The organism is Verrucomicrobiia bacterium (genome assembly GCA_035765895.1).
Classification (GTDB): Bacteria; Verrucomicrobiota; Verrucomicrobiia; order Limisphaerales; family DSYF01; genus DSYF01.
On sequence record DASTWL010000064.1, the window covers coordinates 1 to 26600 of the forward strand.

The 26600-nt window shown below is 61.1% G+C and carries 25 protein-coding genes; 16 read left to right on the forward strand and 9 right to left on the reverse strand.

What is annotated here, in order from left to right; all coding sequences use genetic code 11:
* From atpA to VFV96_12940, 6 genes are all read left to right on the forward strand, one after another.
* Positions 1 to 966: F0F1 ATP synthase subunit alpha (gene atpA / locus VFV96_12915; protein ID HEU5071299.1), on the forward strand; the 966-nt coding region annotated here is incomplete at its 5' end.
* A 20-nt stretch (positions 967 to 986) separates the two neighbouring features.
* Positions 987 to 1865, forward strand: a complete 879-nt coding sequence (gene atpG / locus VFV96_12920) for an ATP synthase F1 subunit gamma (protein ID HEU5071300.1) — start codon at positions 987 to 989, stop codon at positions 1863 to 1865.
* A gap of 26 nt (positions 1866 to 1891) precedes the next feature.
* Complete coding sequence (gene atpD, locus VFV96_12925; protein HEU5071301.1) at positions 1892 to 3346, forward strand: F0F1 ATP synthase subunit beta; 1455 nt, start codon at positions 1892 to 1894, stop codon at positions 3344 to 3346.
* 65 nt (positions 3347 to 3411) lie between these two features.
* The gene (locus VFV96_12930; GenBank protein ID HEU5071302.1) at positions 3412 to 3822 is read left to right on the forward strand and encodes a F0F1 ATP synthase subunit epsilon; all 411 of its coding nucleotides are present in this window, start codon (positions 3412 to 3414) and stop codon (positions 3820 to 3822) included.
* A gap of 112 nt (positions 3823 to 3934) precedes the next feature.
* Positions 3935 to 4882: a rhomboid family intramembrane serine protease gene (locus tag VFV96_12935; GenBank protein HEU5071303.1), complete on the forward strand. Its 948-nt coding sequence runs from the start codon at positions 3935 to 3937 to the stop codon at positions 4880 to 4882.
* Positions 4883 to 4901: 19 nt separating this feature from the next.
* Positions 4902 to 5252, forward strand: a complete 351-nt coding sequence (locus VFV96_12940; protein ID HEU5071304.1) for a hypothetical protein — start codon at positions 4902 to 4904, stop codon at positions 5250 to 5252.
* Position 5253: 1 nt separating this feature from the next.
* On the opposite strand, the gene VFV96_12945 is transcribed toward VFV96_12940, so the two are convergent.
* The 6 genes from VFV96_12945 to VFV96_12970 all read right to left on the reverse strand — a co-directional run bounded on the left by VFV96_12945 (position 5254) and on the right by VFV96_12970 (position 11231).
* Positions 5254 to 5493, reverse strand: coding sequence for a UPF0175 family protein (locus VFV96_12945; GenBank protein HEU5071305.1), 240 nt, complete (start codon positions 5491 to 5493; stop codon positions 5254 to 5256).
* 66 nt (positions 5494 to 5559) lie between these two features.
* The gene (locus VFV96_12950) at positions 5560 to 7224 is read right to left on the reverse strand and encodes an amino acid--tRNA ligase-related protein (protein HEU5071306.1); all 1665 of its coding nucleotides are present in this window, start codon (positions 7222 to 7224) and stop codon (positions 5560 to 5562) included.
* A 343-nt stretch (positions 7225 to 7567) separates the two neighbouring features.
* On the reverse strand, positions 7568 to 8473 hold the full coding sequence (gene gluQRS / locus VFV96_12955; GenBank protein HEU5071307.1) for a tRNA glutamyl-Q(34) synthetase GluQRS: 906 nt from the start codon (positions 8471 to 8473) through the stop codon (positions 7568 to 7570).
* Positions 8470 to 9327 (reverse strand): SDR family oxidoreductase, encoded by an 858-nt coding sequence (locus VFV96_12960; GenBank protein HEU5071308.1) that lies wholly within the window; start codon positions 9325 to 9327, stop codon positions 8470 to 8472. The genes gluQRS and VFV96_12960 overlap by 4 nt, the downstream gene beginning before the upstream one ends.
* Positions 9320 to 10216: a carbon-nitrogen hydrolase gene (locus VFV96_12965; GenBank protein HEU5071309.1), complete on the reverse strand. Its 897-nt coding sequence runs from the start codon at positions 10214 to 10216 to the stop codon at positions 9320 to 9322. The genes VFV96_12960 and VFV96_12965 overlap by 8 nt, the downstream gene beginning before the upstream one ends.
* A 4-nt stretch (positions 10217 to 10220) precedes the next feature.
* Positions 10221 to 11231 (reverse strand): serine/threonine-protein kinase, encoded by a 1011-nt coding sequence (locus VFV96_12970; protein ID HEU5071310.1) that lies wholly within the window; start codon positions 11229 to 11231, stop codon positions 10221 to 10223.
* 178 nt (positions 11232 to 11409) lie between these two features.
* Here VFV96_12970 and VFV96_12975 point away from each other — a divergent pair, with 178 nt between their 5' ends.
* The 3 genes from VFV96_12975 to gltX all read left to right on the forward strand — a co-directional run bounded on the left by VFV96_12975 (position 11410) and on the right by gltX (position 14183).
* Entirely contained in the window at positions 11410 to 11697 is a 288-nt protein-coding gene (locus tag VFV96_12975) for an HU family DNA-binding protein (protein ID HEU5071311.1), read from the forward strand.
* 76 nt (positions 11698 to 11773) lie between these two features.
* Positions 11774 to 12751, forward strand: coding sequence for a 2-dehydropantoate 2-reductase (locus VFV96_12980; GenBank protein ID HEU5071312.1), 978 nt, complete (start codon positions 11774 to 11776; stop codon positions 12749 to 12751).
* Between the two features lie 76 nt (positions 12752 to 12827).
* The gene (gene gltX, locus VFV96_12985) at positions 12828 to 14183 is read left to right on the forward strand and encodes a glutamate--tRNA ligase (protein HEU5071313.1); all 1356 of its coding nucleotides are present in this window, start codon (positions 12828 to 12830) and stop codon (positions 14181 to 14183) included.
* 28 nt (positions 14184 to 14211) lie between these two features.
* On the opposite strand, the gene mdoH is transcribed toward gltX, so the two are convergent.
* The 3 genes from mdoH to VFV96_13000 are packed head-to-tail and all read right to left on the reverse strand — an operon-like array spanning position 14212 to position 18528.
* Entirely contained in the window at positions 14212 to 16383 is a 2172-nt protein-coding gene (gene mdoH, locus VFV96_12990; GenBank protein HEU5071314.1) for a glucans biosynthesis glucosyltransferase MdoH, read from the reverse strand.
* A gap of 1 nt (position 16384) precedes the next feature.
* A complete protein-coding gene (locus VFV96_12995; GenBank protein ID HEU5071315.1) occupies positions 16385 to 16966 on the reverse strand; it encodes a hypothetical protein in 582 nt (193 codons plus the stop codon).
* On the reverse strand, positions 16963 to 18528 hold the full coding sequence (locus VFV96_13000; GenBank protein ID HEU5071316.1) for a glucan biosynthesis protein G: 1566 nt from the start codon (positions 18526 to 18528) through the stop codon (positions 16963 to 16965). The genes VFV96_12995 and VFV96_13000 overlap by 4 nt, the downstream gene beginning before the upstream one ends.
* A gap of 178 nt (positions 18529 to 18706) precedes the next feature.
* On the opposite strand from VFV96_13000, the gene VFV96_13005 reads away from it, so the two are divergent.
* The 7 genes from VFV96_13005 to ccsA all read left to right on the forward strand — a co-directional run bounded on the left by VFV96_13005 (position 18707) and on the right by ccsA (position 26588).
* Positions 18707 to 19315: a CDP-alcohol phosphatidyltransferase family protein gene (locus tag VFV96_13005; protein ID HEU5071317.1), complete on the forward strand. Its 609-nt coding sequence runs from the start codon at positions 18707 to 18709 to the stop codon at positions 19313 to 19315.
* Positions 19316 to 19338: 23 nt separating this feature from the next.
* On the forward strand, positions 19339 to 19812 hold the full coding sequence (gene bcp, locus VFV96_13010) for a thioredoxin-dependent thiol peroxidase (protein ID HEU5071318.1): 474 nt from the start codon (positions 19339 to 19341) through the stop codon (positions 19810 to 19812).
* Between the two features lie 73 nt (positions 19813 to 19885).
* Positions 19886 to 20365, forward strand: coding sequence for a redoxin domain-containing protein (locus VFV96_13015; GenBank protein HEU5071319.1), 480 nt, complete (start codon positions 19886 to 19888; stop codon positions 20363 to 20365).
* A gap of 323 nt (positions 20366 to 20688) precedes the next feature.
* Complete coding sequence (gene rho / locus VFV96_13020; protein ID HEU5071320.1) at positions 20689 to 22260, forward strand: transcription termination factor Rho; 1572 nt, start codon at positions 20689 to 20691, stop codon at positions 22258 to 22260.
* Positions 22261 to 22607: 347 nt separating this feature from the next.
* On the forward strand, positions 22608 to 23570 hold the full coding sequence (locus tag VFV96_13025; GenBank protein ID HEU5071321.1) for a hypothetical protein: 963 nt from the start codon (positions 22608 to 22610) through the stop codon (positions 23568 to 23570).
* 1 nt (position 23571) lies between these two features.
* The gene (locus VFV96_13030; protein HEU5071322.1) at positions 23572 to 24720 is read left to right on the forward strand and encodes a cytochrome c biogenesis protein ResB; all 1149 of its coding nucleotides are present in this window, start codon (positions 23572 to 23574) and stop codon (positions 24718 to 24720) included.
* Positions 24717 to 26588, forward strand: a complete 1872-nt coding sequence (gene ccsA / locus VFV96_13035) for a cytochrome c biogenesis protein CcsA (GenBank protein HEU5071323.1) — start codon at positions 24717 to 24719, stop codon at positions 26586 to 26588. Before VFV96_13030 ends, ccsA begins: the two co-directional genes overlap by 4 nt.
* Positions 26589 to 26600 lie beyond the last annotated feature (12 nt).

Consider the following 26600-nt stretch of genomic DNA (forward strand, 5'->3'; position numbering starts at 1 on the left):
CGCGCCTCGGGTGACAAGGATTTCCGCCCCGTTTACAACATCTACGTCGCGGTTGGCCAGAAGCAGTCCAACATCGCGCGCGTCATCGCCGAGTTGGAGAAAGCGGGCGCGATGGAAGACACGATCGTGGTCGCCGCCGGCGCCGACGCCCCGGCGTCCGCCCAGTATCTCGCGCCGTTTGCCGGCGCGGCGATGGGCGAATGGTTCATGGACAACGGCATGGATGCACTCATCATTTACGATGATCTCTCCAAGCAGGCCGTGGCTTACCGCCAGGTGTCGCTCGTGCTGAAGCGCCCGTCCGGTCGTGAGGCGTATCCCGGTGACGTGTTCTATCTCCACAGCCGCCTGCTCGAACGCAGCGCGCGCGTCAACGAGAAGAACGGCAACGGTTCGCTCACCGCGCTCCCCATCATCGAGACGCAGGCGGGCGACGTGTCCGCCTACATTCCGACGAACGTGATTTCCATCACCGACGGTCAGATTTATCTCGAAACCGACCTGTTCTATCAAGGTGTGCGCCCGGCGATTTCCGTCGGTCTCTCCGTGAGCCGCGTCGGTTCCGCCGCGCAAATCAAGGCGATGAGGCAGGTGGCCGGCCGCATCAAGGGCGACCTCGCTCAGTTCCGCGAGCTGGCGGCCTTCGCCCAGTTCGGTTCCGATCTCGACGCGAAGACGCAGGCCATTCTCGAGCGCGGCAAGCGCATCGTGGAATTGTTCAAACAGAACCAATACAACCCGATTGCCGTGGAAGTGCAGGCCGCCGTGTTGTGGGCGATGCAGAACAACTTCCTCGACGACGTCGCGGTCGAAAAGGTGAAGGATTTCCAGACGAAGCTGACTGACTTCCTGACGAGCCGGAAGACGGCCCTGCTCGACAAGATTCGCACCGAGAAGGCGATCAGCGACGCGCTGGCGGGCGAACTCAAGGCCGCCGTCGCCGAGTTCAAACAAACCTATCGTTAATTTAGTCAACGCAGCCGCTCATGCCGAGCACACGCGACATCCGCCGACGCATCAAGTCGGTCAAGAACACGGCGCAGATCACGAAGGCCATGCAGATGGTGGCCTCCGCGAAGATGCGCAAGGCGCAGCAGGCCGCCCTCGCGGGCCGGCCTTACGCCGCGTTGATGAACAAGGTGCTGGCGCACGCGACCGCCGGCGCGGGCGACTTCGCACATGCACTGCTCGATAAGCGCGAAATCCGCAAGCGGGCGGTGATTCTGATCAGCACGGACAAGGGGCTTTGCGGCGCGTTGAACACGAACTTGCTGCGCGAAGCCGCGAAGTTTGACAAGGACACGACGGTGTTCATCTGTGCCGGGAAGAAGGCAGCGCAGTGGGCCGCGCGGACCCGGCGCACCATCGCCGCCGAGTTCACCTACAAGGACAACCCGCAATTTGCCGAGGCCCGCGCCATTTCCAAGTTTGCCCAGGACCTGTTCATCAAGGGCGAGGTGGACGAAGTGGTGGTGCTCTTCACGAACTTCATTTCGACGCTGACGCAGAAGCCCGAGGCGCGGCCGATGCTGCCGATTGCCGAAATCAACGGCGTCCATGCTGGCGTGCACGGCGAACGGCCGACGCTGCCGCTGGAGCAGACCACCACGGAATATTTGTTTGAGCCCTCGGCGGAGGCGGTGCTCGGCGAACTGCTGCCCCGCGCGCTGAATTTTGAGATTTACCAGTTCCTCCTCGAAGCCAAGGCGTCCGAGCACAGCTCGCGCATGGTGGCGATGAAGAACGCAACCGACAACGCCAAGCAACTCATCAAGAGCCTGACGCTCGAATACAACAAGCTGCGGCAGGCCAACATCACGAAGGAACTTTTGGAAATCACCACCGCCCAGATGGCGATGGGCTGAGGACCAGACCCCAATTCTAAGCGCCCATGAACAAAGGCAAAATCGTTCAAATCATCGGCCCGGTCGTGGACATCGAGTTCCCCGGCCAGCTCCCGGCCATTTACAATGCGCTCACCGTGGATTTCACGCCGCCCGGCGGCGTGCCCACCAAGTTGACGCTCGAGACGCAGCAGCATCTCGGTGACAACTGGGTCCGCTCCGTCGCCATGAGCAGCACCGAAGGTCTCAAGCGCGGCATGGAGATCACCGACACCGGCAAGGCCATTGCCATGCCTGTGGGTGAAGGCGTCATGGGCCGCGTGTTTGACGTGACCGGGCAGGCCGTGGACGAGCAGGGCGGCGTCAAAGCCGACAAGTTTTACCCGATCCATCGCGAAGCGCCCGCGTTGGTGGACCAGTCCACCACGCCGCAGGTGCTGACCACCGGCATCAAGGTCATCGACCTCATCTGCCCCTTCTTGAAGGGCGGCAAGGTCGGCGCGTTCGGTGGCGCCGGCGTCGGCAAGACCGTCGTCATCATGGAGCTCATCAATAACATCGCGAAGCTGCACGGCGGCGTTTCGATGTTCGCGGGCGTCGGTGAACGCACGCGCGAAGGCAACGATCTTTACAACGAAATGATCGAGGCCGGCGTCATCAAGGTGAAGAAGGACGCCAAGGGCCATCCGGTGAAGGGCGAGAACGGCCTGCCGATCATCGAGGAAGGTTCCAAGATCGGTCTGGTGTATGGCCAGATGAACGAGCCCCCCGGCGCGCGTCTGCGCGTGGCGCTTTCGGCGCTCGCCGTGACGGAATATTTCCGTGACGAAAAGAATCAGGACGTGCTCCTGTTCGTGGACAACATTTTTCGCTTCTCGCAGGCGGGTTCCGAAGTGTCCGCGCTCCTCGGCCGCACGCCGAGCGCCGTCGGTTACCAGCCCACGCTGGCCGCCGAAATGGGCAACCTCCAGGAACGCATCACCTCGACGAAGAAGGGTTCCATCACATCGTTCCAGGCCGTTTACGTGCCTGCGGACGACTTGACCGACCCCGCGCCGGCCACGACGTTCGCGCACTTGGATGCGACCATCGTGTTGGAGCGCTCCATCGCGGAACTCGGCATTTATCCCGCCGTGGATCCGCTCGCATCCAATTCCCGTGCGCTCGCGCCTGAGTTCGTTGGTGAGGAACACTACAACGTCGCTCGCGGCGTGCAGAAGGTGCTTCAGCGCTACAAGGATTTGCAGGACATCATCGCGATTCTCGGCATGGACGAGCTTTCGCCCGAAGACAAGCTCACGGTGTTCCGTGCGCGCAAGATTCAACGCTTCCTCAGCCAGCCGTTCTCGGTGGCCGAAGTGTTTACCGGCCGTCCCGGCAAGCAGGTGCCCGTCGCGGAAACCGTGCGCGGCTTCAAGGAAATCCTCGAAGGCAAGCACGACGACGTGAACGAAATGAACTTCTACATGAAGGGCGGCATCGACGAGATCAACGAGGCGTAATTTGTGGGATCGTTGCATCGTTACCCCGCTGCAACGGTTCGCGAATCAACGATTCAACGAACATAATGGCCAGCACGCTCAAATTGGAAATTGTCACACCCGAAGCGGTGACCTACTCCGACGACGTCGAAATGGTCACCCTGCCGGGCATTGAAGGCGAGATGGGCATCTTTCCGCAGCACGTGCCGATGATGACCCAGATAGCCCCGGGCGAAATCAGTGTCCGCAAAGGCGGGCAGGATAGCCTGCTGGCCGTGGGCGAGGGATTCGTCGAAATCACCGCCGACCGGGTTTCGGTTCTGACCGACATGGCCGTGCGTGCCGAAAACATCGACGAAGCGGCGGCCGAGGCGGCCCGCAAGCGCGCGGAAGCCCGCCTCGCCGAGAAGCTCAATGGCGAGGAAGAGGCGTTGGTCCGTGCCTCCTTGAGCAACGCCCTCGCGCAAATCAACGTCAAGCGCCGCGTCCGGCACTGAGCCGTCTGCGATTTCGCGTCTTTCCACCAGCCACCGCGAGCGTGCGGTGGCTTTGGTTTTTCCGGCCTGTGCCGGTTGACGTCCGGGCGGGTTTCGGCCAGCGTGCGCCGTGATGGAACAGTTGCCGGCCTTTACCCTTGTCCTCATCGTCTCCACGGTGATGGTCTCGCTGCGGGCCTTCCAAAGCCCGGCGTTGCGCGAAAAACTCATCTTCGAGCCGCGGGCGATTCTTGAGGGGCGGGAATACCATCGGCTGCTCACTTCGGCGTGGCTGCACCTCGATGGCAATCATCTCTTTGGCAACCTGTTCACGCTCTACTTTTTTGGGCGCGACATCGAACTGGGAATGGGCGCCGGAGTGATGCTGGGCATCTACTTCGCCAGCATCCTCGGTGGCGGCCTGCTTTCACTCTGGCTGCACCGGCATCATGAGTATCGCGCGCTCGGCGCTTCGGGCGGCGTGTGCGGCATCCTGTTCGCGTGGATCCTGTTCTTCCCCGGCGGCGGCATATTCCTGTTCTTCATCCCGATTGGAATTCCCGGCTGGCTGTATGCCATCGGCTACCTGGCGTATTCGTTCTTCGCGATGAAACACGGCTGGAGCAATGTCGGTCACGACGCGCACATTGGCGGGGCGGTGATCGGACTCCTGCTTGCGGCAGCGATTCAACCCGCGGCCGTCGCGCAATCGCCCTGGCTGTTCATCACGATTCTTGCGGCGGGCGGCCTGATGTTCCTTTATCTGTGGAAAAACCCGCTGAGGCTGCCGCTGAAACATTTTCTTCCCGAGCGGCGTTCACCGCCAAAACCGCGGCCGCACCATCCGTCCGGGCCGGCGGAGGACGAGGTGAATGCGGTGTTGGAAAAAGTTTCGCGCCGCGGCATCCAAAGCCTCAGTGCGAAGGAGCGGCAAATCTGGAACGGGCGGCCCGGAAGTAGCGGCAGTCGTGGAGGCATTAACCTTCGTTCGCCAGCTGCAGAGCCTCGTCCCTCACCGCATCAGAGAGATACAAGCCACCTTTGGATTCAAGCTGGTCCAGCGTGTTGCGGACGGACTTGATGCAGCCCAGCCTCCTGGCTTGGACGATCATGCCGACCAGGCCAAAGCAGGGAATGTGCAGCCGTCGGGCGGCGAGCCGGGCTTTACGATCATCGGTCAGCAGCAAGCGGACATTCAATTCCCTGGCCAGCAACAACGCTTCAGCCTCCCCGCGCCCGAGCAGTTCAGTTCCCGGCAGACGCCCTTCTGGATTGGTCACCGGACGAAGCTCGATGAATGCGGGAAGTGCCGTGTGAAAGGCGCTCAACTCGTCCCAAACGGCCTGTGGAACGAGAACGCATTCAAACAACCGCTGAAGGAGGTGCTGTTCTCCGGCTTTGAGCAGGGTGGTAATGGCGGTGGTATCGCTGACGACACTCATGCCTGTTGATTCAGGGTTTTTCGTTCAGCGTGGCAAGGTCCGCCCGCAAATCATCCGGACCGTAATTGATGGGAATATGTCTGCGCCCCAGTTCGCCCAGCATTTGCACGGAGGAAATGCCCGCCACTTCCGCCGCCCGTCCAAGGGAAATTTCCTCCCGTTTGTAGAGGCCAATGGCGATATCCACCAGCGCGTCCTGCTCGCTCAGGCTGAGGTTCCCGAGCCGTTCAGATGGAATTGTGAGCGTCATAACGGAGCCAAGTTAGTCTTAATCTCAAGCGCGGGCAACTTGTCAGAACGGAACACGCATTACGCCTCACTTCGGCTTCATCTGCGGGAAGAGGATCACGTCGCGGATGCTTTCCTGGCCGAGGAGCATCATGCAGAGACGGTCAATGCCGATGCCGATGCCGCCGGCCGGGGGCATGCCGTGTTCGAGGGCGACGAGGAAATCGTCGTCCAATTTCTGCTGCTCGCCGCCGGCCTGGTGCTCCAGCGTGGCGCGTTGCACGATGGGATCGTTCTGCTCGGTGTAGCCGGGCGAAATCTCCTGCCCGTTGATGCAGCACTCGAAGACCTCGACGGTCGTCGGGTCGTCGGGGGAAAGCTTGGCCAGCGGCACGAGTTCCTTCGGCAGGTGCGTGACGAATGTGGGGTTGATGAGCGTGGGTTCAACGAGCTTCTCGAACACCGCGCCGGTCACTTCAAAGTCTTCGTAGCCGGTGGCGATTTCGCCTTCCATCTTCAACTCCTCGATGGCGACGCGACGGCGTTCGGCGGGACTGAGCGCGAACCAATCGGCAACTTTGCCCTCGGTCTTCTCGGCGACTTTTTCGCGGACGAGGTCTTTATATTTTGCGCACTTCCACGGCGTCTGTAGGTCGATTATTTCCTCTGTTGTCAGCTTCTCAAGCTCGGCAAGGTGTCGATCGACCTGTGGAGCCCAAGAATCTAATCCGGCTGGATGATCTGGATCATTCCAGTTCTTAAGTGCTTCTTTTGTTCGTTCGAACAGGGGGCGAATATCATTCAAGGCTGCGCGGGCAATTTCCCAATGCGGCTTTTCACTTCGGCTTGAATTGTATTTCTCACGCGCTTTGAAGATCTCACCAAGCAGCGATTTGGCAGCGTTGTGTTCTGCGGACGATGAACTTGAGGTTGCTTCAATAAACCGCCCTAAATTAGACGAGCAATAGACTAACGATTGCAGAATCTCCCTGCTCGTTTCGCCATGTCGCACGCGTGGGAACTTCAGTTTCCTCTCGGGAAATACGCTTTTTGCAATGTGAACAATCAGCGATTCTACGGTGCTCTTCATCGTCTCGTAATCGCCAAACGCGCAGTAGGCTTCAAGCATCGTGAACTCGGGATTGTGCCGGCGCGAGAGGCCTTCGTTGCGGAAGTTCTTGCCGATCTCGAACAGCTTGTGGATGCCGCCGACGAGCAGCCGCTTGTGGTAAAGCTCCAGCGCGATGCGGAGATAAAATTCGCAGCCGAGCGCGTTGTGGAAGGTCTTGAACGGTTGCGCCGCCGCGCCGCCGGGAATCGCCTGCATCGCGGGCGTCTCGACTTCCACGTAACCGCGCCCATGAAAGAACTGGCGAATCTCATGCACGATGGCGCTGCGCTTGAGAAAGGTGGCGCGCACCTCGTCGTTCCCGATGAGGTCGAGGTAGCGCTGGCGGTAGCGGATTTCGGTGTCTTCAAGGCCATACCACTGGCCGGGCGGTGGGCGGAGCGCCTTGCCGACGATGGTGAAGCGCTCGACCTTCACGCTCGGCTCGCCGGTCTTGGTGCGGAACATCGTGCCCTTCACACCGATGAAGTCGCCCATGTCGAGATGCTTGAAGACGTCGTATTGCTCGTCGCCGAGGACGTTCTTCTGTGCGTAAATCTGCACGCGGCCCGAAGTGTCCTTGAGGTCCATGAACTGGCTTTTGCCCATGTCGCGGTGCGCGGTGATTCGGCCGGCGACGGCCACGGGGGCGCCTTCGGTGAGTTCGCCGGCTTCAAACTTCGTGCGCGCCGCGCCACATTCGGTGTCGGGCGTGAACTTGTTCATAAAGGGGTTGAGACCCTTGGCGTTCAGCGCGGCGAGCTTGGCCTTGCGTTGTTCGATCAATGAATTCGTGTCGTCCATGGACATGCGACACACATGAAACACGATGCGGCCACGCCCGCCAAGTCTGGAGACGGGGCGAATTTGGAACTCAGGAAATCAGGAACCTCGGACTGTAACCGCGGAGGCGCGGAGGCGCAGAGATGCAGAGAATGAAGGCCTGCTCTCCTCTCCGCGCCTCTGCGCCTCCGCGGTGAATCTTGTTTTACCAGCCACTCCGAACTTCTTCTGGTCCGCGGCCTTGTTCGCGCAGGTGGCGGAGGCTCAAGGCGTCGTGGCGCTTGGCAAGGCGGGTGCCATGTGCGTCCGTCAGCAACGGGCAATGAAAGAAAGCCGGCGCCGGCAACTCCAGCGCCTGGTAGAGCAGGATCTGGCGTGCGGCGGAGACGAGCAGGTCCGCCCCGCGGACGACTTCCGTGATTTGCATCGCAGCGTCATCGGCGACGCAGGCGAGCTGGTAGGCGGGCACGTCGTCGTGCCGCCAGATGACGAAGTCGCCGAAGTCACGTCCGGCGATGAACCGCTGGGGGCCGAGATTGCCGTCCACGAAGGAAATGGTTTCGCCGTCGGGAACGCGGAAGCGCCAGGAGAAGCGGAGTGATAAGTGACGAGTGATGAGTGATGAGTTGGTTGCCTGCCCCGGCTGCTTGTCACTTGTTACTCGCCACTCATCACCCTTGTTCCGACAGGTTCCCGGGTAAATCGCTTCGTCATCGGCGGCGTGCGGGGCGGTGACGGCGGCCTGGATGTCTTTGCGGGAACAGGTGCAGGGATAAACCGCGCCGCGTTCAATGAGTTTGTTCAGCACGTCGCGATAGAACGGCAGGCGCTCGCTTTGGTTGTAGGGCGCGAACGGTCCGCCACAGTCCGGGCCTTCGCTCCACTCGAAACCGAACCAGCGCAAGTCCTCGAACATGGCGCGGACGAACTCGGGTTTGCAGCGGGCACGGTCGAGGTCTTCGTTGCGCAGAATGAGCGTGCCGTCGTGTTCGCGCGCGCGTTGCTGGGCGGTCCAGAACGTGCGCGCGTGGCCGAGGTGCAAATAACCAGTGGGCGAGGGGGCAATGCGGCCGCGGTATCGTGGATGGACGATTGCAGATTGTGGATTCATTCGCAACGGGTGGACGCTAGCCAATCGCTGTAACGCGGTAGCGGAAAGGAAAGCAGCGCTTGAACTTTGGCGCAGTTGAGCGAGCAATCGGGCGGACGCGGGGCGCCGTGATACTCCTTGAGCGAGGCAGCTTCGATGCGCGGATTCAACTCAGGCCAGCGGGCGGCAAGGAGTTGACCGAGTTCGAAGCGGCTCAAGCGTTCGGCACCGGCGACGTGGAAAAGCCCGGTGGCGTTCGCGAGTGCGAGTTCCCAGATGGCGCGGGCGGTGACGGAGGCGTCAATCGGGCTGCGGAATTCGTCGGTAAACAGGCGGAGCGACTGGCCTGCGTGCCACGCGTTGCGGGCTTGCTCGTCGAAGCCGCGATTGCCCTTGGGCGACTTGCCGCCGTTAAGCGAAGTGCGGACGATGGTGTGGCGTGGATTGGCGAGGACGATTTGTTCGGCGGCAACTTTTGTTTCGGCGTAGATGCCGAGCGGACTCACAGAGTCAGCTTCGGTGTAGTTGCCTTTGCGGCCATCGAAGACGAGGTCGGTGGAGAGGAAGATGAACTGAGCGTTGGCGCAAAGCTCCGCGAGTCGCGCAGTGACTTCGACATTTTGCACGCGTGCGAGCGCGGGGGTTTTCTCGCACTCGACGCTGCTGGAATTCGCGGCGCAGTGAATCACCAGGGCGGGGGACTCGGCGTGGAAACGACGGATGACGGCATCAGCGTCCGTGAGGTCCAGTTCGGCGCGAGTGAGGCCAACGACCTTCCAGTCCGATGCGAGCTTTTGGGTGCTGACGAGATGGCTGCCGATCAAGCCACCGGCGCCGGTGACCCACGCGACGGGGTTGGGGCGCGGCTCAGTCAACGAAGCGTTGGGTGAGGTTGCCGTAGGCGTCGATGCGACGGTCGCGCAGGAACGGCCAATGCGTGCGCGTGGTGTCCACGTTTGCGAGGTCGAGGTCGTGGAGGAGGATTTCCTCCTTGTCCGCGCTCGCCTTGCAGAGGATTTCACCCGACGTGCCCGCGATGAAACTTTGCCCCCAGAATTCGATGCCGTCGCCGCCCACGCCGTCGAGCACTTCGTGGCCGATGCGGTTGGGCACGCAGACGTAACAGCCATTCGCGACGGCGTGCGCGCGCTGGATGGTTTCCCACGCGCCGTGCTGGCGCGCGCCATACTTGGTCTTTTCGCCGGGATGCCAGCCGATGGCCGTCGGATAGAACAAAATTTCCGCGCCTTGCATCGCCGTGAGCCGCGCGCCCTCGGGATACCATTGGTCCCAGCAGATCAGCACGCCGATCTTGGCGTATTGGGTCTGCCACGCCTTGAAGCCGAGGTCGCCGGGCGTGAAATAGAATTTTTCGTAGTAGAGCGGGTCATCCGGGATGTGCATCTTGCGGTAGATGCCGAGGAACGAGCCGTCCGCGTCAATGATGGCGGCGGTGTTGTGGTAGAGGCCGGAGGCGCGCTTCTCGAAGAGCGAGGCGATGATGACGGATTTGTATTTCTTCGCGAGCTTGCAGAAGGCGTCGGTCGTGGGGCCGGGAATTTTTTCGGCGAGCTTGAAGTAATCGTGGTTCTCGCTCTGGCAAAAATATTGTGAGCGGAAAAGTTCCTGCGTGCAGATGATCTGCGCGCCACGTTTCGCGGCTTGTTCAACGCGGTCGAGCGTGAGGGCGAGATTCTTCTTGGGGTCGGCGGAGCAGGCGGTTTGCACCAGTCCGACCCGGACGGTGGAGGAGGAACGTTTCATCAAATCAGGACTTGGGCTGGTTGAGGCGGACGGTGGAATCCATGGCGCCGGCGGGGCCGGTGAGATGCGGCGTCCGGTTGGTGGGTTGCTGGTCGAACAACTCACGGATGAACTTGCCCAGTGTTTCGTTCGTGGGGCCGTAGCCGGAGTGGTAGATGTAGTGCTCGAGATCGTAGAGCATTTCATCGGCGTTCGGGTAGCGCGCCTCCACATCGCGCGCCAGGGCCTTGTGCAAAATCTCGTTCAACCGGTCGTCCACGCGCGGGTCCAGCGCGCGAAAATCGGGAATGGTGGTGTTCATGATGCGCCCACGGGATTCCTCGGCGGAGTCGCCCTTGAAAATGTTTCGTCCCAGCAGCAGATGGGCGAGCACGACGCCGGCGGAAAACAGGTCCGAACGTTTGTCGGTGATCTTGAAGTCCGCCTGTTCGGGACTCATGTAATCAGGCTTGCCGGCGACGACTTCGCCCTCCTGATCCACGAGAAAGCCCTTCGCCTTCGCAATGCCGAAATCGGTCAGCTTCACGTCACCTTCGAAGGCGATCATGACGTTTTTGAAGCTGACGTCGCGGTGCACGATCCCCAGCGAACGTCCATCCTTGTCCATTTTGGCGTGCGCGTAGGCCAGACCGCGGCAGACGCGGCTGACGATGAACACGGCGAGTTCCTTGGGCAGCTGGCGGCGGCGGTCGGTGAGCTGCTGCGCGAACTGTTCGAGATTCACGCCGCGGATGAGTTCCATCGCGATGAAGTAAACGCCGTTGGTTTCGCCGAGGTGATAGGTCTGCACGATGTTCGTGTGGATCAAGTCCGCCACGAGCTTGGCTTCGCCAATGAAGTTTTCGATGAACTGCTTTTGGTTCGCGTAATTCTGGCGGATGACCTTGATGGCGATGCGCTTCACGAACCCGCGCGTGCCGAGCTGCTCCGCCTCATAAACCACGCCCATGCCGCCCTCATAGATCTTCCGGGTGATCTCGTAGCGAAATTCATTTTGAATGGAGAACAGCGCCATGCCCGGTTCATCTTGGTGGACGAACCATTCAAGTCAAGCCTGTCGCCACCGGGCGAAACTGCTTATTTTTCTAGAAAATTCCGCAATTTTTCACTTGCGACGTCCTGCCTCGAAGCATTTACTCAGGCGCGAGTCGAACGACTTTTACAACAAAACAAAAACCTAACACGCACACATTATGGCAAAAGCACTCACCAAGTCTCAGGTTGCAGCAACGCTCGCCGAGAAGGTTGGCATTTCCAAGAAGCAGTCCGCCCAGTTCCTCGACGAGCTGGCCACGCTGGCCTACAAGAACGCGAAGAACACCTTCACGCTGCCGGGGCTCGGCAAGCTCGTGCTGGTGAATCGCAAGGCGCGTCAGGGCCGCAATCCCGCGACGGGCGAGACCATCCAGATCCCGGCCAAGCGCGTCGTGAAGTTCCGCGTCGCCAAGGCCTGCAAGGATGCCGTCCTCGGCGCGAAGTAATTGTTCGCCACTCTCACGGGCGCTCTGCTGGCAGAGCGCCCTTTTTCTTTTCCCGGATTCGTCGTAAACATCGCCCATGAAAATTGGCGTGGTTGGTTGTGGCGCGTTGGGCAGTTACTACGGCGCCAGGCTGTGGCAGGCGGGACATGATGTGCATTTTCTGCTGCGGTCGGATTATGACGTCGTGCGGGAACACGGCGTGCGCATCGAAAGCCCCGCCGGCAATTTCATTGCCCGTCCCTACGCGGCCCGACAGCCCGAGGAGATCGGCGCGTGCGATCTTGTGGTCATCGGACTCAAGACCACCGCCAACGATCAGTTTTCTGTATTGCTGCCGCCGCTGGTGGGCCCGGGCACCCTGGTGCTGACACTGCAAAATGGGCTCGGCAACGAGGAAGCCCTGGCCCGATTATTTCCGCCTGACCAAATTATGGGCGGCCTCTGCTTTGTGTGTCTGAACCGCCTTGAGCCGGGGCTGGTGCGCCACATCGATCAGGGCTTCATCCAGCTTGGAGAGTTTGGCCGCGCCGCGTTGCCGCGCACGCATGATCTTGCTGCCCGGTTCGTGCAGGCCGGCGTGAAGTGCACGGTCAGCGACGACCTCCGCCGCGCCCACTGGGAAAAGCTGGTTTGGAACATTCCGTTCAACGGGCTGGGGGTGGCCGGCATCGCTGGCGTGGAAGCAATGCTCTCCGGCGTGGTGCCGGCCGCGCTGCTGCGGCGCGACTGTCTGGCAACGGACGAACTATTGCGCGATGCGCGCTGGGCAGAACTGGTGCAGGCCCTGATGATCGAGGTCATTCACGCCGCCGCGAAACAGGGCCTCGCGATCCCGGAATCACTCGCTGACAAAATGATGGCGCGCACCAGGACCATGGGCGCCTACCGGGCCTCGACGCTGATTGATTTCGAGCGTGGCCAGCCGTTGGAGCTGAAGAGTTTGTTTCGCACGCCGTTGCGCCACGCAGAGCAGGCGGGCGCGGCGACACCGCTCCTGAAAAACCTCTGCGCGGTGCTGACGGAACTGGACCGCCGGCGTGCCGCGGGAGCCTGAGCCGCCGCGCTTGCCGCCCGGCGCTTCCAGTTTTATCGTGAGGCGCATCGGCAGTCTCTTTGGGATTTTTTAACTTATGAAACCGCGAGTCCGTTTTGCCCCCAGCCCCACCGGCTTTTTGCACATTGGCGGCGCCCGCACGGCGTTGTTCAACTGGCTTTACGCCCGTCATCACGGCGGCACATTCATTCTTCGCGTCGAAGACACCGATGTGGCGCGCAACACGCAGGCCGCGGTGGACATCATTCTCGACGGGTTGCGCTGGCTGGGCATTGACTGGGACGAAGGCCCCGTCACCAGTGACGCCACCGGACCAAGCCGCGGCCCCTGCGGGCCGTATTTTCAGAGCCAGCGCAAGGACGCCTACCGGCAACGCGTTGAGGCATTGCTGTCCCGCGGGCTGGCCTATGAGAAGGACGGCGCCATCCGTTTCCGGATGCAGCGCGAGCCCATCACCATTCCGGACCTCGTTTGCGGCGATATTGTCCGCCCGCTGACGGACCGCGAACAGATTGATCCGGATTTCGTCATTGTGCGTTCCGACGGCGAACCGGTGTTTCATCTGGTCAACGTGGTGGACGACCTCGACATGGGCATCACGCACGTCATTCGCGGCGAGGATCACATCAGCAACACGGCCAAACATATTGCGCTCTTCAAGGCCTTCGGTGTCGAGCCGCCCAAGTATGCGCACATTCCGCTCATCCTGAATGCCGATGGCTCGAAGATGAGCAAGCGTGACCAGGGTGCGATCATCTCCGTTTACATGGAGGAAGGTTATGCGCCCGAGGCGGTGGTAAATTATCTCTGCCTGCTGGGCTGGTCGCCGAAGGACAACCGCGAGAAAATGAGCCTCGACGAAATCATCGAGCGTTTTGATCTGCCCGGGGTGCTGCGCCACAACGCGCGTTTCGACATGGCCAAGCTGCAATGGCTGAACTGGGAATACATCCGCAGCATGCCCAACGAGCGCTACTACGAACTCGCGGTTCACGCGCTGGGCAAGGCGGGCATCAACGCGGCCGCCTTTGACGCGGCATATGTGCGGGCCGCGCTCGATACCGTGAAGGAAAAGCCCAAGACCTTTGCCGAACTGCCGGGCTGGTGTGATTTCTATTTCAACGAGCAGATTGTGTTCGCGCCCGAAGCCGTGGAGCGCGACTTCGTGCCGGCCAACCTGCCCAACCTGACCAGGCTGCGTGATGCGCTGGAGCGGATGACTACGTTCACTGCGGCCGACATCGAGGTCACGTTGAAGGCGACGGCGAAGGAACTCGGTGTGAAAGCCGGTGCGCTGGTGCATCCAACCCGCCTCGCCTGCACGGGCAAACAAATTGGCCCGAGCCTGTATCATCTGATGGAGGTGCTCGGCAAAGACCGGACCTTGGCGCGGTTGGGGCGTGCGCTCGCGCATCCGGGATTTGGCGGCTGAACCAAAGCGGTAATCCGGCCTTGCCGGTTCAACGAGCGTAGCGGCGGATGGCCATCTGCCACCAGACCGCCAGCGTCTGGTTGGGGCGCATCCACACCTGCCGGTGCAGCCAGGACATGGTGGGGGGATCGGCCAGCAGGCGCATCTTGTCGCTGGCGGGCAAGGCCGCCGGGCCTTGGGCGAGCAGTTTCTCCGCGAGTGTTTGCATCTCGGCCGGCGGACGGTTGAGCTGGTTCATCTGCTCTGCGTAAACCGGATTCAAACGCTTTTCCCGCAGCAACGACACGTGGATGGCGTTGAGATAGGGATCGAGCACGGCATCGGCGATGCCGGAGTTGGCAGGGCGCGGATTGAGGGCACCCTCCGCCTGCAGTTTCCACAGCCGCTCGCGCAGCAGGGCGATCTCCTCCGGCGGATGCGTTTCCTCCGGCGTGACGAAAAGCCCGAGGTCGCCCGCGCGCCGGCCGAGGGTGCTGCGATTGGTCAACACGCTGAGCGGCACGGCCAGCAGCATGCCGGCCAGCACGGGTGAGAACCACCAGAACACGCCGGGATCCAGCCGGACGACGAGCGTCCCCCACACCAGGGCAATCAGCATGTGCCAGCGGTGGCAGCGCAAGGCGTAACGCCAGGTGGTGCCGTCCGCCCCGCGGTTTTGCGCGCCCCAGTTGACGCCCATGCCAAGCAGGATGGTGATGACGAATTCGGTGTGCCACAGCATCTGCAACGGCGCGTGCAGCGTGGAGAACAGCGTTTCGACAACCGCGCTGGCGGTGACCTTGAGCAAACCACCAAAGGCCCGGCGTCTCTCCTTGTCCAGGGCCAGTTCGACGATGGCGAGGATTTTGGGCAGGAACAGTGCGGCCATGCAGATTGAGAAAATCAAAAAGGCGTGCGCCGTCGGGTTGAGCCCGCCGAGCCAGTAGGATTGCACGGTGATGTCGCTCAGGTCGGACATGACCTTGGACCAGCGAATCCAGCAAAACGTCAGCATGAAGGCCAGCCAGAGCGGACTGCTGAGGTAGCCGAAAATACCCAGCGTCAGGTGAATGCGGCTCCCGTTGCGCAGCCCGCGGGCGAACAGGACCAGGGCATGTTGCAGGTTGCCCTGGCACCAGCGCCGGTCGCGTTGCGCGCTTTCAATCAGGCCCTGCGGCCCCTCTTCGTAGCTGCCTTCGAGATCGTAGGCGAACCAGACGCGCCAGTTCTCCTTCAGCATCAGGGCGGCCTCCACGAAGTCATGACTCAGAATCTGCCCGCCAAAGGGTTTGCGTCCCGGCAGGTGGGGCAGGTCGCAGAACTGCATGAACGGCTCGGTGCGGATAATGGCGTTGTGGCCCCAGTAATTGCCCGTGCTCAACGTCCAGTAGTTCAGCCCGGCAATGAACACCGGCGCGTAGAGGCGGTTCGCAAATTGTTGGATGCGGCCGAAGAGCGATTCGGCGTTCACCAGCGCCGGGACGGTTTGAATCAGGCCGACCGTGGGATTCGCCTCCATCATCTGAACAAGCCGGACAATCGTCCCGCCCTGCATGAGGCTGTCCGCATCGAAACAGATGAAATAGCGGTAACGTCGTCCCCAGGCGTTCAAAAAGTCGCGCACGTTGCCGCTTTTCTTGCCCTCGTTGTTCAACCGCCGCCGGTAGTGGATGCGGCCCAGCGCGCCGAGGTCACGGACGAGTTCCAGCCAGCGGCGTTCCTCCTCGATCCACTTGTCCGGATCCGTCGAGTCGCTCAGCACGAAAAAATCGAAACGTTCGAGCTGGCTGGTCGCCCGGAGGGACTCGTAGGTGGCACGGATGCCCTCGTAAACCCGCGGCACGTCCTCGTTGTAAATCGGGACAATGATCGCCGTGCTGGTGTCGGCAATGGGCTGGCGCTGGTAATCGGCGAAGGCCGTGATGCGCGCCCGGTCCCCGAACACGCGCAACAGGAACCCGAAGATGCCGTGCATGCACCCGATGGACACGAGGAGAAACAGGATGATGAACAGCACCAGCAGGAGGGTGCGCGAGGTGGACCAGCCCGTCCGCCAGAGCAAATCGGCGAACATCAGGGAAACCACGCCGGTCAGCAGCACCGCGCAGGAGTAAAACAAAAAGACGCGCATTCCCCGACGCAGCACGGGGAGATTCACGATGACCGGCCCGGGGTCCGGGCCGGCCGGCGCCGTGTTGGGGTGGGAGCGCGCGGTGGACATTTCAACGATGCGTCAGGACAAACAGGGCGATGAGCAGGGCGGCAAAAAGAATCCAGATGCCGATCATTTTCGAATAGCGCACCTTGCGGATGCTCGAAAGGGTGGTGATCGGACCGAGGTGCAGCGGGCGGGGCGCCATTTGCGACAGTTGAAAGTCCGGTCCGGCGCGCAAATAGGCGTCGCGCATGGCCCGGACGAATTCATCCGGCCAGGGGCCGGGCCGGAGAAACTGGTCCTGCCATTTGCCCGGCATGTCCGCCAGCAGCAGCGCCAGCCGGCCGCGCGTGGAAAGCATCTGGTCGCGGTTGGTCGGCGGCTCGTGCAATACCTCGGCGAACCATTCGGTGACGACGTGGTCCATTTCCTCCGCCGCCAGTTCGGAGGCGGCGCGTTGCGGGTTGGCGGGCGCCCGCCGGAGCGCGCGTTCAATCACGAGCGCCACGAGCTGGCCCAGCAGCACCTTGTTGCGAATGCGCAGCGCATTGAAGTAGCTTTCCACCTTCGCATACGCGGCGTTCCACTCCTCCAACGGACGCCCGGCCAGCTTGCCGGGCAACTCGGTCCAACCCAGGGTGGGGTTCATGGCGGACTCCACAAATAGGTCCACGTTTCACTGACAGTTTCACTGCCCTTCTTGAGCGTGCAGCGCAGGTCAACCGGGTCGGTGTTGCCCTGCTTGGGCTGGAGCTTCAGCACGACGCGCCACGACCCGTCGGATGGATTCCGGAAGATGAGATTGTCGGTCAACGCGCCGTTGGGACTGCAACTGGCGATGGACTGGGGCGGGTCCGCCGCCGTGAACGTGTCGAGCTTTGGTCCCTTGAAATCAATGCAGATTTCGCGCCGGCTGGGTTCCCGTCCATCGGCGCCGATGCGGGTCGCGGTCACGATGTTTTCGGACAGGTGCCGGTCCGTCTCGCGCGTCCAGAACATCGTGTAGCCGAAACGATACGGTTGCAGCGGCGCGGGTTTGTCCTTGGGATCGAAGAACGCCACGATGTTGTCGAGTCCTTCGTAAGTGGTGCTGAGTTCCACCAGGTGGATGTCGCCTTCGCTCCAGTTGCCGCGCGGCTCGATCCAGACGCTGGGCACGCGGTGGTAGTAATTGAAGATGTCCTGGTAGTGGTCGAAGTTGCGGTCTCGCTGCAACAGGCCGTAGCCGCGCACGCCCTTGGTGCTGAACTTTTGATGCCGCATGACGCTGGCATTGTTCAACGGGCGCCACAGCACTTCACCGTTGTCCATGCGGATGAGCAGGCCGTCGCTGTCGTGCACCTCCGGGCGGTAGTCGTCAAACTTGCGTTCCGAGTTTTCGCCAAACCAGAACATGCTCGTCAGCGGCGCGAGGCCGAGGGTTTTGAGCGGTTTGCGTTCGGGATTGACGGCCGCAATCGTGTTCGTCTCCCGCAGGTAAAGCACCGCTTCCACGTCGGCGATGGTGGTTTCGCCCGGTTGGATGGTGAAGCTGTAGGCGCCCGCACAACTGACGCTGTCCAAAATCGCATAGAGCCGCAGGCGGTCATCATCCTTGTGCGGTTTGCCGAGCCACCAATCCGTGAAGATGGGGAACTCCTCGGGCCGGTCCGTCTCGCCGCAGTCCAAGGCCAGTCCGCGCGCGGATTGACCGTAGCGCTGGTTCTTGCCGAGCAGCCGAAAGTAGCTGGCGCCGAGAAAGGCGCCGAGTTCGTCGAACTGGTCGGGCTGGTTCAATGCATAGAGCAGCCGGAAGCCCGCGTAGCCCGTGTTGGCGGGAATTTTCCGTCCCAGATGCGTGTCACCGTAATCAAAAAATTCCTGCACAAAGCGGATGGGTTGGGAATGCGTGAGGGTGAATTCGGTAACATGCACCGGCTCCTGATAGAGGTAGCCGGGATGGAAAAATTCCACCCGGAACGGCAGATCCTCGGCGGTCCAAAGCGCCATCTCGCGCCGAAAGCGGATTTCCCGGTATTTGTCGTAGTTCAGATTGTCCTGCTTCAACACGTCCGGCAGATCGGCGCGCGGGGAATGGAAAGGTTTGCGGGCGCGTTCCTCCGCCTGCCGGGCGACATATTCAAAATTGATCTCCGCCGCCGGCGTCGGAAGAACCAGATGGACCTGCAGGAATGCAAGAACGGCCAGCGTCAGTGTGCCCAATCTCCTCATATTCGTCGGCGAGAGGAGAAGGTAAAACGCGTGCGTTGGCAAGATTCCAGCGGCGCGGAAGGTCGGGTTTCTGTGATAAACTGTTGGCAGTTAACGATCCCTTGGCTGCGGTGGGGAAGAGGCTCGACCGGTTACGGGTTGACGCGGGCCGGTGCGCCCCGGAAAATCAGGTGGTTACATGACCACGGCCAATAAAGTCACCATTTTGCGCATTCTGCTGGTGCCGTTCTTCGTGGTGGAAGTGCTTTACTTCGTGGGCACGGGCGACGAAATCCACCGCCTGCTGGCGTTGATTTCGTTCGCCGTGGCCTCGGTGTGCGATGGCGTTGATGGTTACATCGCGCGTCACTACAATCAGAAGAGCGAGCTGGGCGCCATATTGGATCCACTGGCGGACAAATTGTTGCTCGTCAGCGGCGTGGTGGTGTTGAGCTTCGATCACACGCCGCGGCTGGACCGGGTTCCCCTGTGGTTGACCGGCACCATCATCGGCCGCGATGTCGTTCTGCTGCTGGGGCTGATTGTGATTTACATGACGGTGGGCAAGGTGACTGTGCGACCGCGGATTCTCGGGAAGGTGGCCACGGTGTTTCAAATGGCCACGGTCTTGTGGATCTTGCTGCGCTGGCCGCCGGCGGCGTTGACATACATCGTGATGGGCGCGGCGGCGTGCACGGGCATCTCGGGAATTTGGTATGTGTTGGACGGCATGAAACAATTGGGCGCGCATCCCACCAGCAGCCCGACCGTCAAAAAGTCAGCGGCACCGCCGAATGGTGAAGCGTGACGAGCCGTCGTGGATTTCCTTTTATGGCAAAAGAACTCGAACTGAAACTCAAGGAAGGCGACCGGGCGCCCGCTTTTGTGGCGGCGACCAACGGCGGCGGCAAAGTTTCCCTGGCCGACTTCAAGGGCAAACACGTCATTCTCTATTTTTACCCGAAGGACGATACGCCCGGCTGCACCAAGGAGGCCTGTGCCTTCCGCGATGGTTTTGCCGCGTTCAAAAAGAAAGGCGCCGTGGTGCTGGGCGTCAGCACCGATCCGGTGAAGTCCCACGACAAGTTCGTGGAAAAGTTCCAACTGCCGTTCACGCTGCTGGCGGACGAAGACAAGGCCATCGTGCAAACCTACGGCGTTTGGGGCGAGAAAAGTTTCATGGGCCGCAAGTATCTCGGCACGCACCGGGTGACCTTTTTGATTGGTCCCGACGGGGTGATTAAAAAGATCTGGCCCCAGGTGAAGCCGGAAGCGCACGCGGCCGAAGTGTTGGCGGCCATTTGACACGGGGCCCGCAAGCCGTTAACAATGCCCGCTCGTTCATCAATCCAGAACATTCAAAAAAGAAACAAGCATTATGGCAATCGCAGTCGGCAGCAAAGCTCCTGATTTCAACCTCAAGTCCAAGAACGCTTCCGGCGTCGCCGAGGTCAAACTCAGCACCAACCAGGGCAAGAAGAACACCGTCATCCTTTTCTTCCCGCTCGCGTTCACCAGCGTCTGCACCAGCGAAATGTGCGACGTTACCTCGGGGCTTTCCGCCTACGCTCAGCTGGGTGCGGACGTCATCGGGATCAGTGTTGACAGTCCGTTTGCGCAGGAAGCCTGGGCGAAGCAGAACAACATCGCCATCACGCTGGCCAGCGATCTGAACAAGACCACGGCCAAGGCCTATGGCGTTTTGCTGGATGACCTGCTCGGTTTTGGCGCGACCGCCGCCCGCGCCGCCTTCGTGGTGGACAAGAACGGGGTTGTGCAATACGCCGAACAGACGCCCACGCCGAAGGATTTGCCGAACTTCAACGCCATCAAAGACGTGCTCGCGAAGCTCAAGTAAGCGCTGCGGACAACCTTTGGCGGGGCGGGCGGAACAAAGTTTCGCCCGCCTTTTTCTTTGGTGGGACACATTGGATTCCGGTTTTACGATCGGCCTGGCGTCAAAATGCACAAACAGCCTTGACGGTGTGCGAACCCTGCGCCAACGTAGCCGCGTTGGTGGCAAATTCCCTTTCCGTTCAAATGAACGATAGCCTTGCTGCCAATTGCTCCCGGTTGATTGACCATTCTTGAATCTTTTTCCCGGCTGGTTGTCTCACCGGTGGTTAAGCCGTCCAAGCAAGTGACCGCTTGCGTTAATCCGCAATAATCAATTTCCATCCTATGGCCAAAATGCCTGCCAAGAAAAAGGCCGCCACCAAGCGCGCCAAGTCCAAACCTGTTGTTGAACCGGCACCGTCCGACGTGGCGCTGCACGAAGCGGGCGCGCCATCCGGTGCCGACACCGAAATGGTGCCGACCGCGGAGGAAGTGGCTGCCGAAGCCAAGGCCCAGGCTGCCACCGATCAGGCGGGCGGCCCGAAGCGCGATCAACTCCAGCCGCCCACGGCGCCGGTGGAAACGATGACCGAAGAAATCGAGCCGCTGGAGCCGCCGCGTTATGAGCGTCTCCCGAGCGGCCGTCGGGATCGCATCGCCGAATCGCTCAACATCGCCGAGCTGCAGGCCATGGACATGGCGCGGCTGAACCAGATGGCCAAGAATTTCGGCGTGGAGAACTACGGCACGATGCGCAAGCACGAGGTCATCTACCAGATTCTTCAGAAGAATGCGGAGCGGGCCGGCGTGCTGTTCACCGAAGGGGTTTTGGAAGTGCTGCCGGAGGGGTTCGGCTTCCTGCGTTCGCGTTCGTTCAATTATCTGCCCTGTCCGGAAGATGTCTATGTCTCGCCTTCCCAAATCCGGCGCTTTGACCTGCAGACCGGCAACTTGATTGCGGGCCAGATTCGTCCACCCAAGGAAAAAGAACGGTTTTTCGCCCTGCTCAAGGTGGAGGCGGTGGATGGCGAAGACCCGGACAAGGCCAAGAATAAAACGCATTTCGACAATCTTACGCCGTTGTTTCCCAACAAACGGTTCATTCTCGAAACCTCGCCGGATGAACTGAACACCCGCGTGCTGGACCTCGTTTGCCCCATCGGCAAGGGCACGCGCGGGCTCATCGTCGCGCCGCCACGCACGGGCAAGACCGTGTTGATGCAAAAGCTGGCCAACGCGATTCTGAAGAACAACCCGGAGGCCTACCTGTTCATTCTGCTGATCGACGAACGCCCCGAGGAGGTCACCGACATGGAACGCTCGTGCAAAGGTGCCGAGGTGATTTCATCCACATTCGACGAGCCGCCCGAACGCCATGTGCAGGTCGCCGAAATGGTGATCGAAAAGGCCAAGCGCATGATTGAACACAAACGGGATGTGGTCATTCTGCTCGACTCCATCACCCGGCTCGCCCGCGCCTACAACACCGTGCAGCCGCACTCGGGCAAAATCCTGTCCGGCGGCGTGGATGCCAACGCGCTGCACAAGCCGAAACGGTTCTTCGGTGCGGCGCGCAACATCGAGGAGGGCGGCTCGCTCACCATCATGGCCACCGCGCTGGTGGACACGGGCAGCCGCATGGATGAGGTCATCTTTGAGGAGTTCAAAGGCACCGGCAACATGGAGGTGCATTTGGACCGCGGCCTCGTGGACCGCCGCATCTTCCCGAGCATCAACGTGGAGCGGTCCGGCACCCGCAAGGAAGAACTCCTATATCACCCCGACGAATACAGCCGCGTGGTTTTGCTGCGCCGGGCGCTGACGGGCGTGCCGCCGGTCGAGTCCATGGAACTGCTGCTGGGCAAGCTGGGCAAGACGCGCACCAACATCGAATTCCTGCTGACCATGAGCGTTTAGCCGGAAGCCAATTTGCGACGCCGGCCACGCGTGTGGCCGGCGTTTTTTGTTCGTCGAATGATGAGCATTCGACGGCTTAAATACTGTCAAAGCCCCCTAAAGCGCCCGCTTTCACCGCTTGCAGCGGCAGTTGGGGCGCGTAGTATTCCGGTGTGAAGTTTATGACGTTCGTTGTGCGCTCGCTTGGGATCCAAGGGGCAATGGGCTTGTGTCTGGTTTTTTTCCTGGCTGGTTGCAGTCGGCGGGAGGTCACCGTTTATGAGGTGTCGAAGGACACTTCGTCCGCCAATTCCGGGCCGGCCGCGTCCGCGTCCGCGCAAGATCCGCATGCCGGACTTGAAATGGCCATGCCGTCCATCAAGTGGACCAAACTTCCCGATGGCTGGACTGTCAATCCCAATCCAGGTTCCATGCGTGCGGCCAGCTTCCTGATCACGGGCAAGGACAATCAGGAAGCCGAACTCGGCGTCATCCCATTGGGCGGCATGACGGGCATGGACCTGCAACTTGTCAACATGTGGCGCGGCCAGGTGAAACTTCCCGAAGTCACTGAAAGTGATTTGGCCTCGCAATCCGCGCCCGTAAAAATCGGGGACGACGAGGGCCGGCTGTTTGAGATGGCCAGCACCGTGCCGATCATCGACGACAAGCAGAAAGGCCGCATCATGGTGGCCATGCTCAAGAAGGAGGGCACGACGTGGTTCTTCAAGCTGGCCGGGGAGGATTCATTCGTCGCTTCGCAGAAATCCGCCTTGGAAGATTTTCTCAAAGGCGTGTCATTCGTGGCGGCGCCCGCGCTGCCGGCCGGGCATCCGCCCATGGCGGGCGGCGGCGGCATGGGAATGGGCATGATGGGAGGCGGGGCGACGGTGCCGCCCGGCAGCGGTGATCACCCGGCCTGGCAGGTGCCCGCGAGTTGGACCGAGGTGGCGCACTCGCCGTTCCTGGTGGCCAAGTTCGAAGTGGCGGGCGACGGCGGGGCGAAGGCGGACATCAATGTCAGCACGTCGCCGGGCGACGGTGGCGGGCTGTTGCCCAACGTCAACCGCTGGCGCGGTCAGCTCAGTTTGGGCACAGTGGACGAGGCGGCGTTGAGCAAACTGGTGTCGGACCTCGATTTGCCCGCCGGCAAGGCAACGTTGATTGATTTTTCGGGCAGCGGTGCGGAGAACGGTGACGCCGTTCGCTGCGTGGCCATTGTGCTGCCGTTGAATGGAAACACCTGGTTCTACAAGATCATGGGCAGCGAAACCCTGGTGGCCCGCGAGAAGGATGTGTTCCTCAAGTTTGTCCAAAGCGCGAAATACTGACATGCGCCTCGAAAAGGTCTTCGATTTTCTTGCCTCGCTGAAGCTGTCGGTGGTGGTGCTGACGCTGGCGCTGGTCATTGTCTTTTGGGGCACGCTGGCGCAAGTCAACATGGGGCTCTACAAGGCGCAGAACGAATTCTTCCGGAGCTTCTTCATTTATTGGCAGCCCCAGGGCGCCACGTGGAAAATTCCCATCTTTCCCGGCGGCTACACGGTGGGCTTTGTCTTTCTGTTCAATCTGCTGGCGGCCCAGATCAAGACCTTCGAACTGTCGGTCAAAAAATTCGGGCTGGTCCTGGTGCATGTCGGACTCATCCTTTTGCTGATTGGCCAGCTCGCCACCGACATGCTGGCGGTGGAAAGCACCATGCACATCCGCGAAGGCGAGGCGAAGAATTATTCGGAAATGGACCGTTACGTGGAGCTGGCGGTCATCAACACCACGGCCGGTGATCGTGAGCGCGTGACGGCCATTCCGCAGGACGCCCTTACGCACGAGAGCGAAATCCAGGATCCGTCGCTGCCCTTTGCCATTCATGTCCGGCATTTCTATCCCAATTCCGCGGTCACGCAGGTCGATCCCATGTCCGGCGAAAAGGGCGTGGCCACCCAGGGGTTTGGTCCACAAGTTAGTGTCCGCGAGACGGCGCGGGAGACGGACATGAACCGCCGGGACATGCCCGGCGCGCTGCTGGAATTGACCACGCCGCAGGGTTCGTTGGGCACGTGGTTTGTTTCGCTGTGGATTGAGCAGCCGCAGCACGTGCACGTCGGCAACCAGGAATTTGAAGTCGTGCTGCGGCCGCAACGGCTTTACAAGCCCTACACGATCCATCTGCTCAGCTTTACGCACGAGGTTTACCCGGGCACGGAAATTCCGAAGGATTTTTCCAGCATGGTGCGCGTGCAAAATCCGCAAACCGGAGAAGACCGGCAGGTGCGCATCTACATGAACAACCCGCTCCGTTACGGGGGCGAAACCTATTATCAGGCGAGCTTCGACACTGACAACAAGGGCACCATCCTGCAGGTGGTGCGAAACCCGAGCTGGCTGACGCCGTATTTTTCCTGCGTGCTCGTGGGGATCGGACTGCTGTGGCAGTTCCTCGTGCACTTGATTCCGTTCCTGAAACGAAAGGTGGCGCTATGAAGAAGTTTCTGCCCTGGCTTGTCGTCGGTGTGTTCGCCGCCTGGGTGCTGGCCGGCCTGCTTCCGTCCACGGAAAAGACGTTCCACACCCGTGAATTCGGACAGTTGCCCGTGTTGCGCGACGGGCGCATCCAGCCGCTTGACTCCGTCGCCCGCAACTCGCTCCGCCAGCTGCGCAACCGGCAGTCCGTTCTGCTGGAGAACGGCAAGTCGATGTCTGCCACCGCCTGGTTGATGGAAACGCTGATGAAACCGGAGGCGGCGGACGACCTGAAGGTTTTCCGCATCGACAATGACGAGGTGAAGAGCCTGCTCAAGCTGCCGGTGGGCGAGAAATATTTTTCCTTCAACCAGCTTCGGCCCAATTACAATGAGCTTTCCAAGGAAGGGCAGCGCATTGACCAGATTGACTCCAAGCACCGGACGGCGTTCGAGAACCAGACGATCAAGCTCTACTCGGCGACGATGCTGTATCAGCGCCTGAAGGTATCCCTGAAGCCCGCCGGCACGGACGACTTCGCGGCGGAGTTGAAGGATTACGAGGCGGCCATTGGGCCGGGCGCGGCGGCGGTGAGCGCGCAGCAGCAGGGCAAGAGTTACGACACCAACGCTTTTGACACGATTGTGGGCTTCCTTTCGGACTACAACCGCGCGGCGCAATTTGCCACGGGGCTGTTTGTGCCGCCGACCAATCCGGCGCACACGCATCAGGACTGGAAGACCATGGGGGCGGTGTTGATGGATGCGGTGCGTGGCGAACCACTGCCGCCGGCCGTCGGCGCCTACGCGGCCATGGTTTCCTCGTATCGCCACAACCAGCCGGTCGAATTCAACCAGGCGCTGGCCAAGTATCGCCTCTGGCTGGATGAAAAAATGCCCGCCGAAGTGCGGAAAGGCCGGCAGGAGTATGCCTTCAACTTTTTTGATCCTTTCTACAAGGCCACGGTGATTTATGTGGTGGCGCTGCTCGCGGCGCTGGCCTTCTGGTTTACGTGGGGGGAATGGCTGCGCAAATCGGCCTTCAACCTGGTGGTGCTCGCGTGGGTGCTGCATACGATCGGTCTGGCGGCGCGCATGTATCTGGAGCGGCGTCCGCCTGTGACCAACCTCTATTCCTCGGCGGTGTTCATCGGCTGGGGTTCGGTCATTTTGGGCATGGTGCTGGAACGGATATACCGCGACGGCATCGGTTGCGTGGTCGCAGCCATCGTGGGGTTCGTCACGCAGGTCATCGCGTTGAACCTGGCCATCAACGGCGACACCATGGAAATGATGCGCGCCGTGCTCGACAGCAATTTCTGGCTGGCGACGCACGTGGTGACGGTAACGCTGGGCTATTCGGCGATGTTTGTGGCGGGTCTGCTGGCCATCATCTACGTCATTCGCGGCGTGTTCACCTCGTCTTTGAAGCGCGCCACGGCGGACGGGCTTTCGCGCATGATTTACGGGATTGTCTGCTTTGCCACGCTGTTCAGTTTCGTGGGCACCGTGCTGGGCGGCATCTGGGCGGATCAATCTTGGGGCCGGTTCTGGGGCTGGGATCCGAAGGAGAACGGCGCGTTGCTCATCGTCATCTGGTGCGCGGTCATATTGCACGCGCGTTGGGGCGGCCTGGTGCGGGAACGCGGTGTGGCCGTGCTTGCGATCCTCGGCAACATCATCACGAGCTGGTCATGGTTCGGGGTGAACATGCTCGGCGTCGGCCTGCACTCCTACGGGTTCATGGACTCGGCTTTCAAATGGCTCGTCTTGTTCGTCGCCAGCCAGCTGGCCTTGGTGGCCGTGGGGCTGGTGCCACTGAAAATGTGGAAGAGTTTCCAGGAGGAAGCGGACGACGCGCCCTTGCCGACACCCGCGCCAGCCAAGTAACCCGTTCGCGCC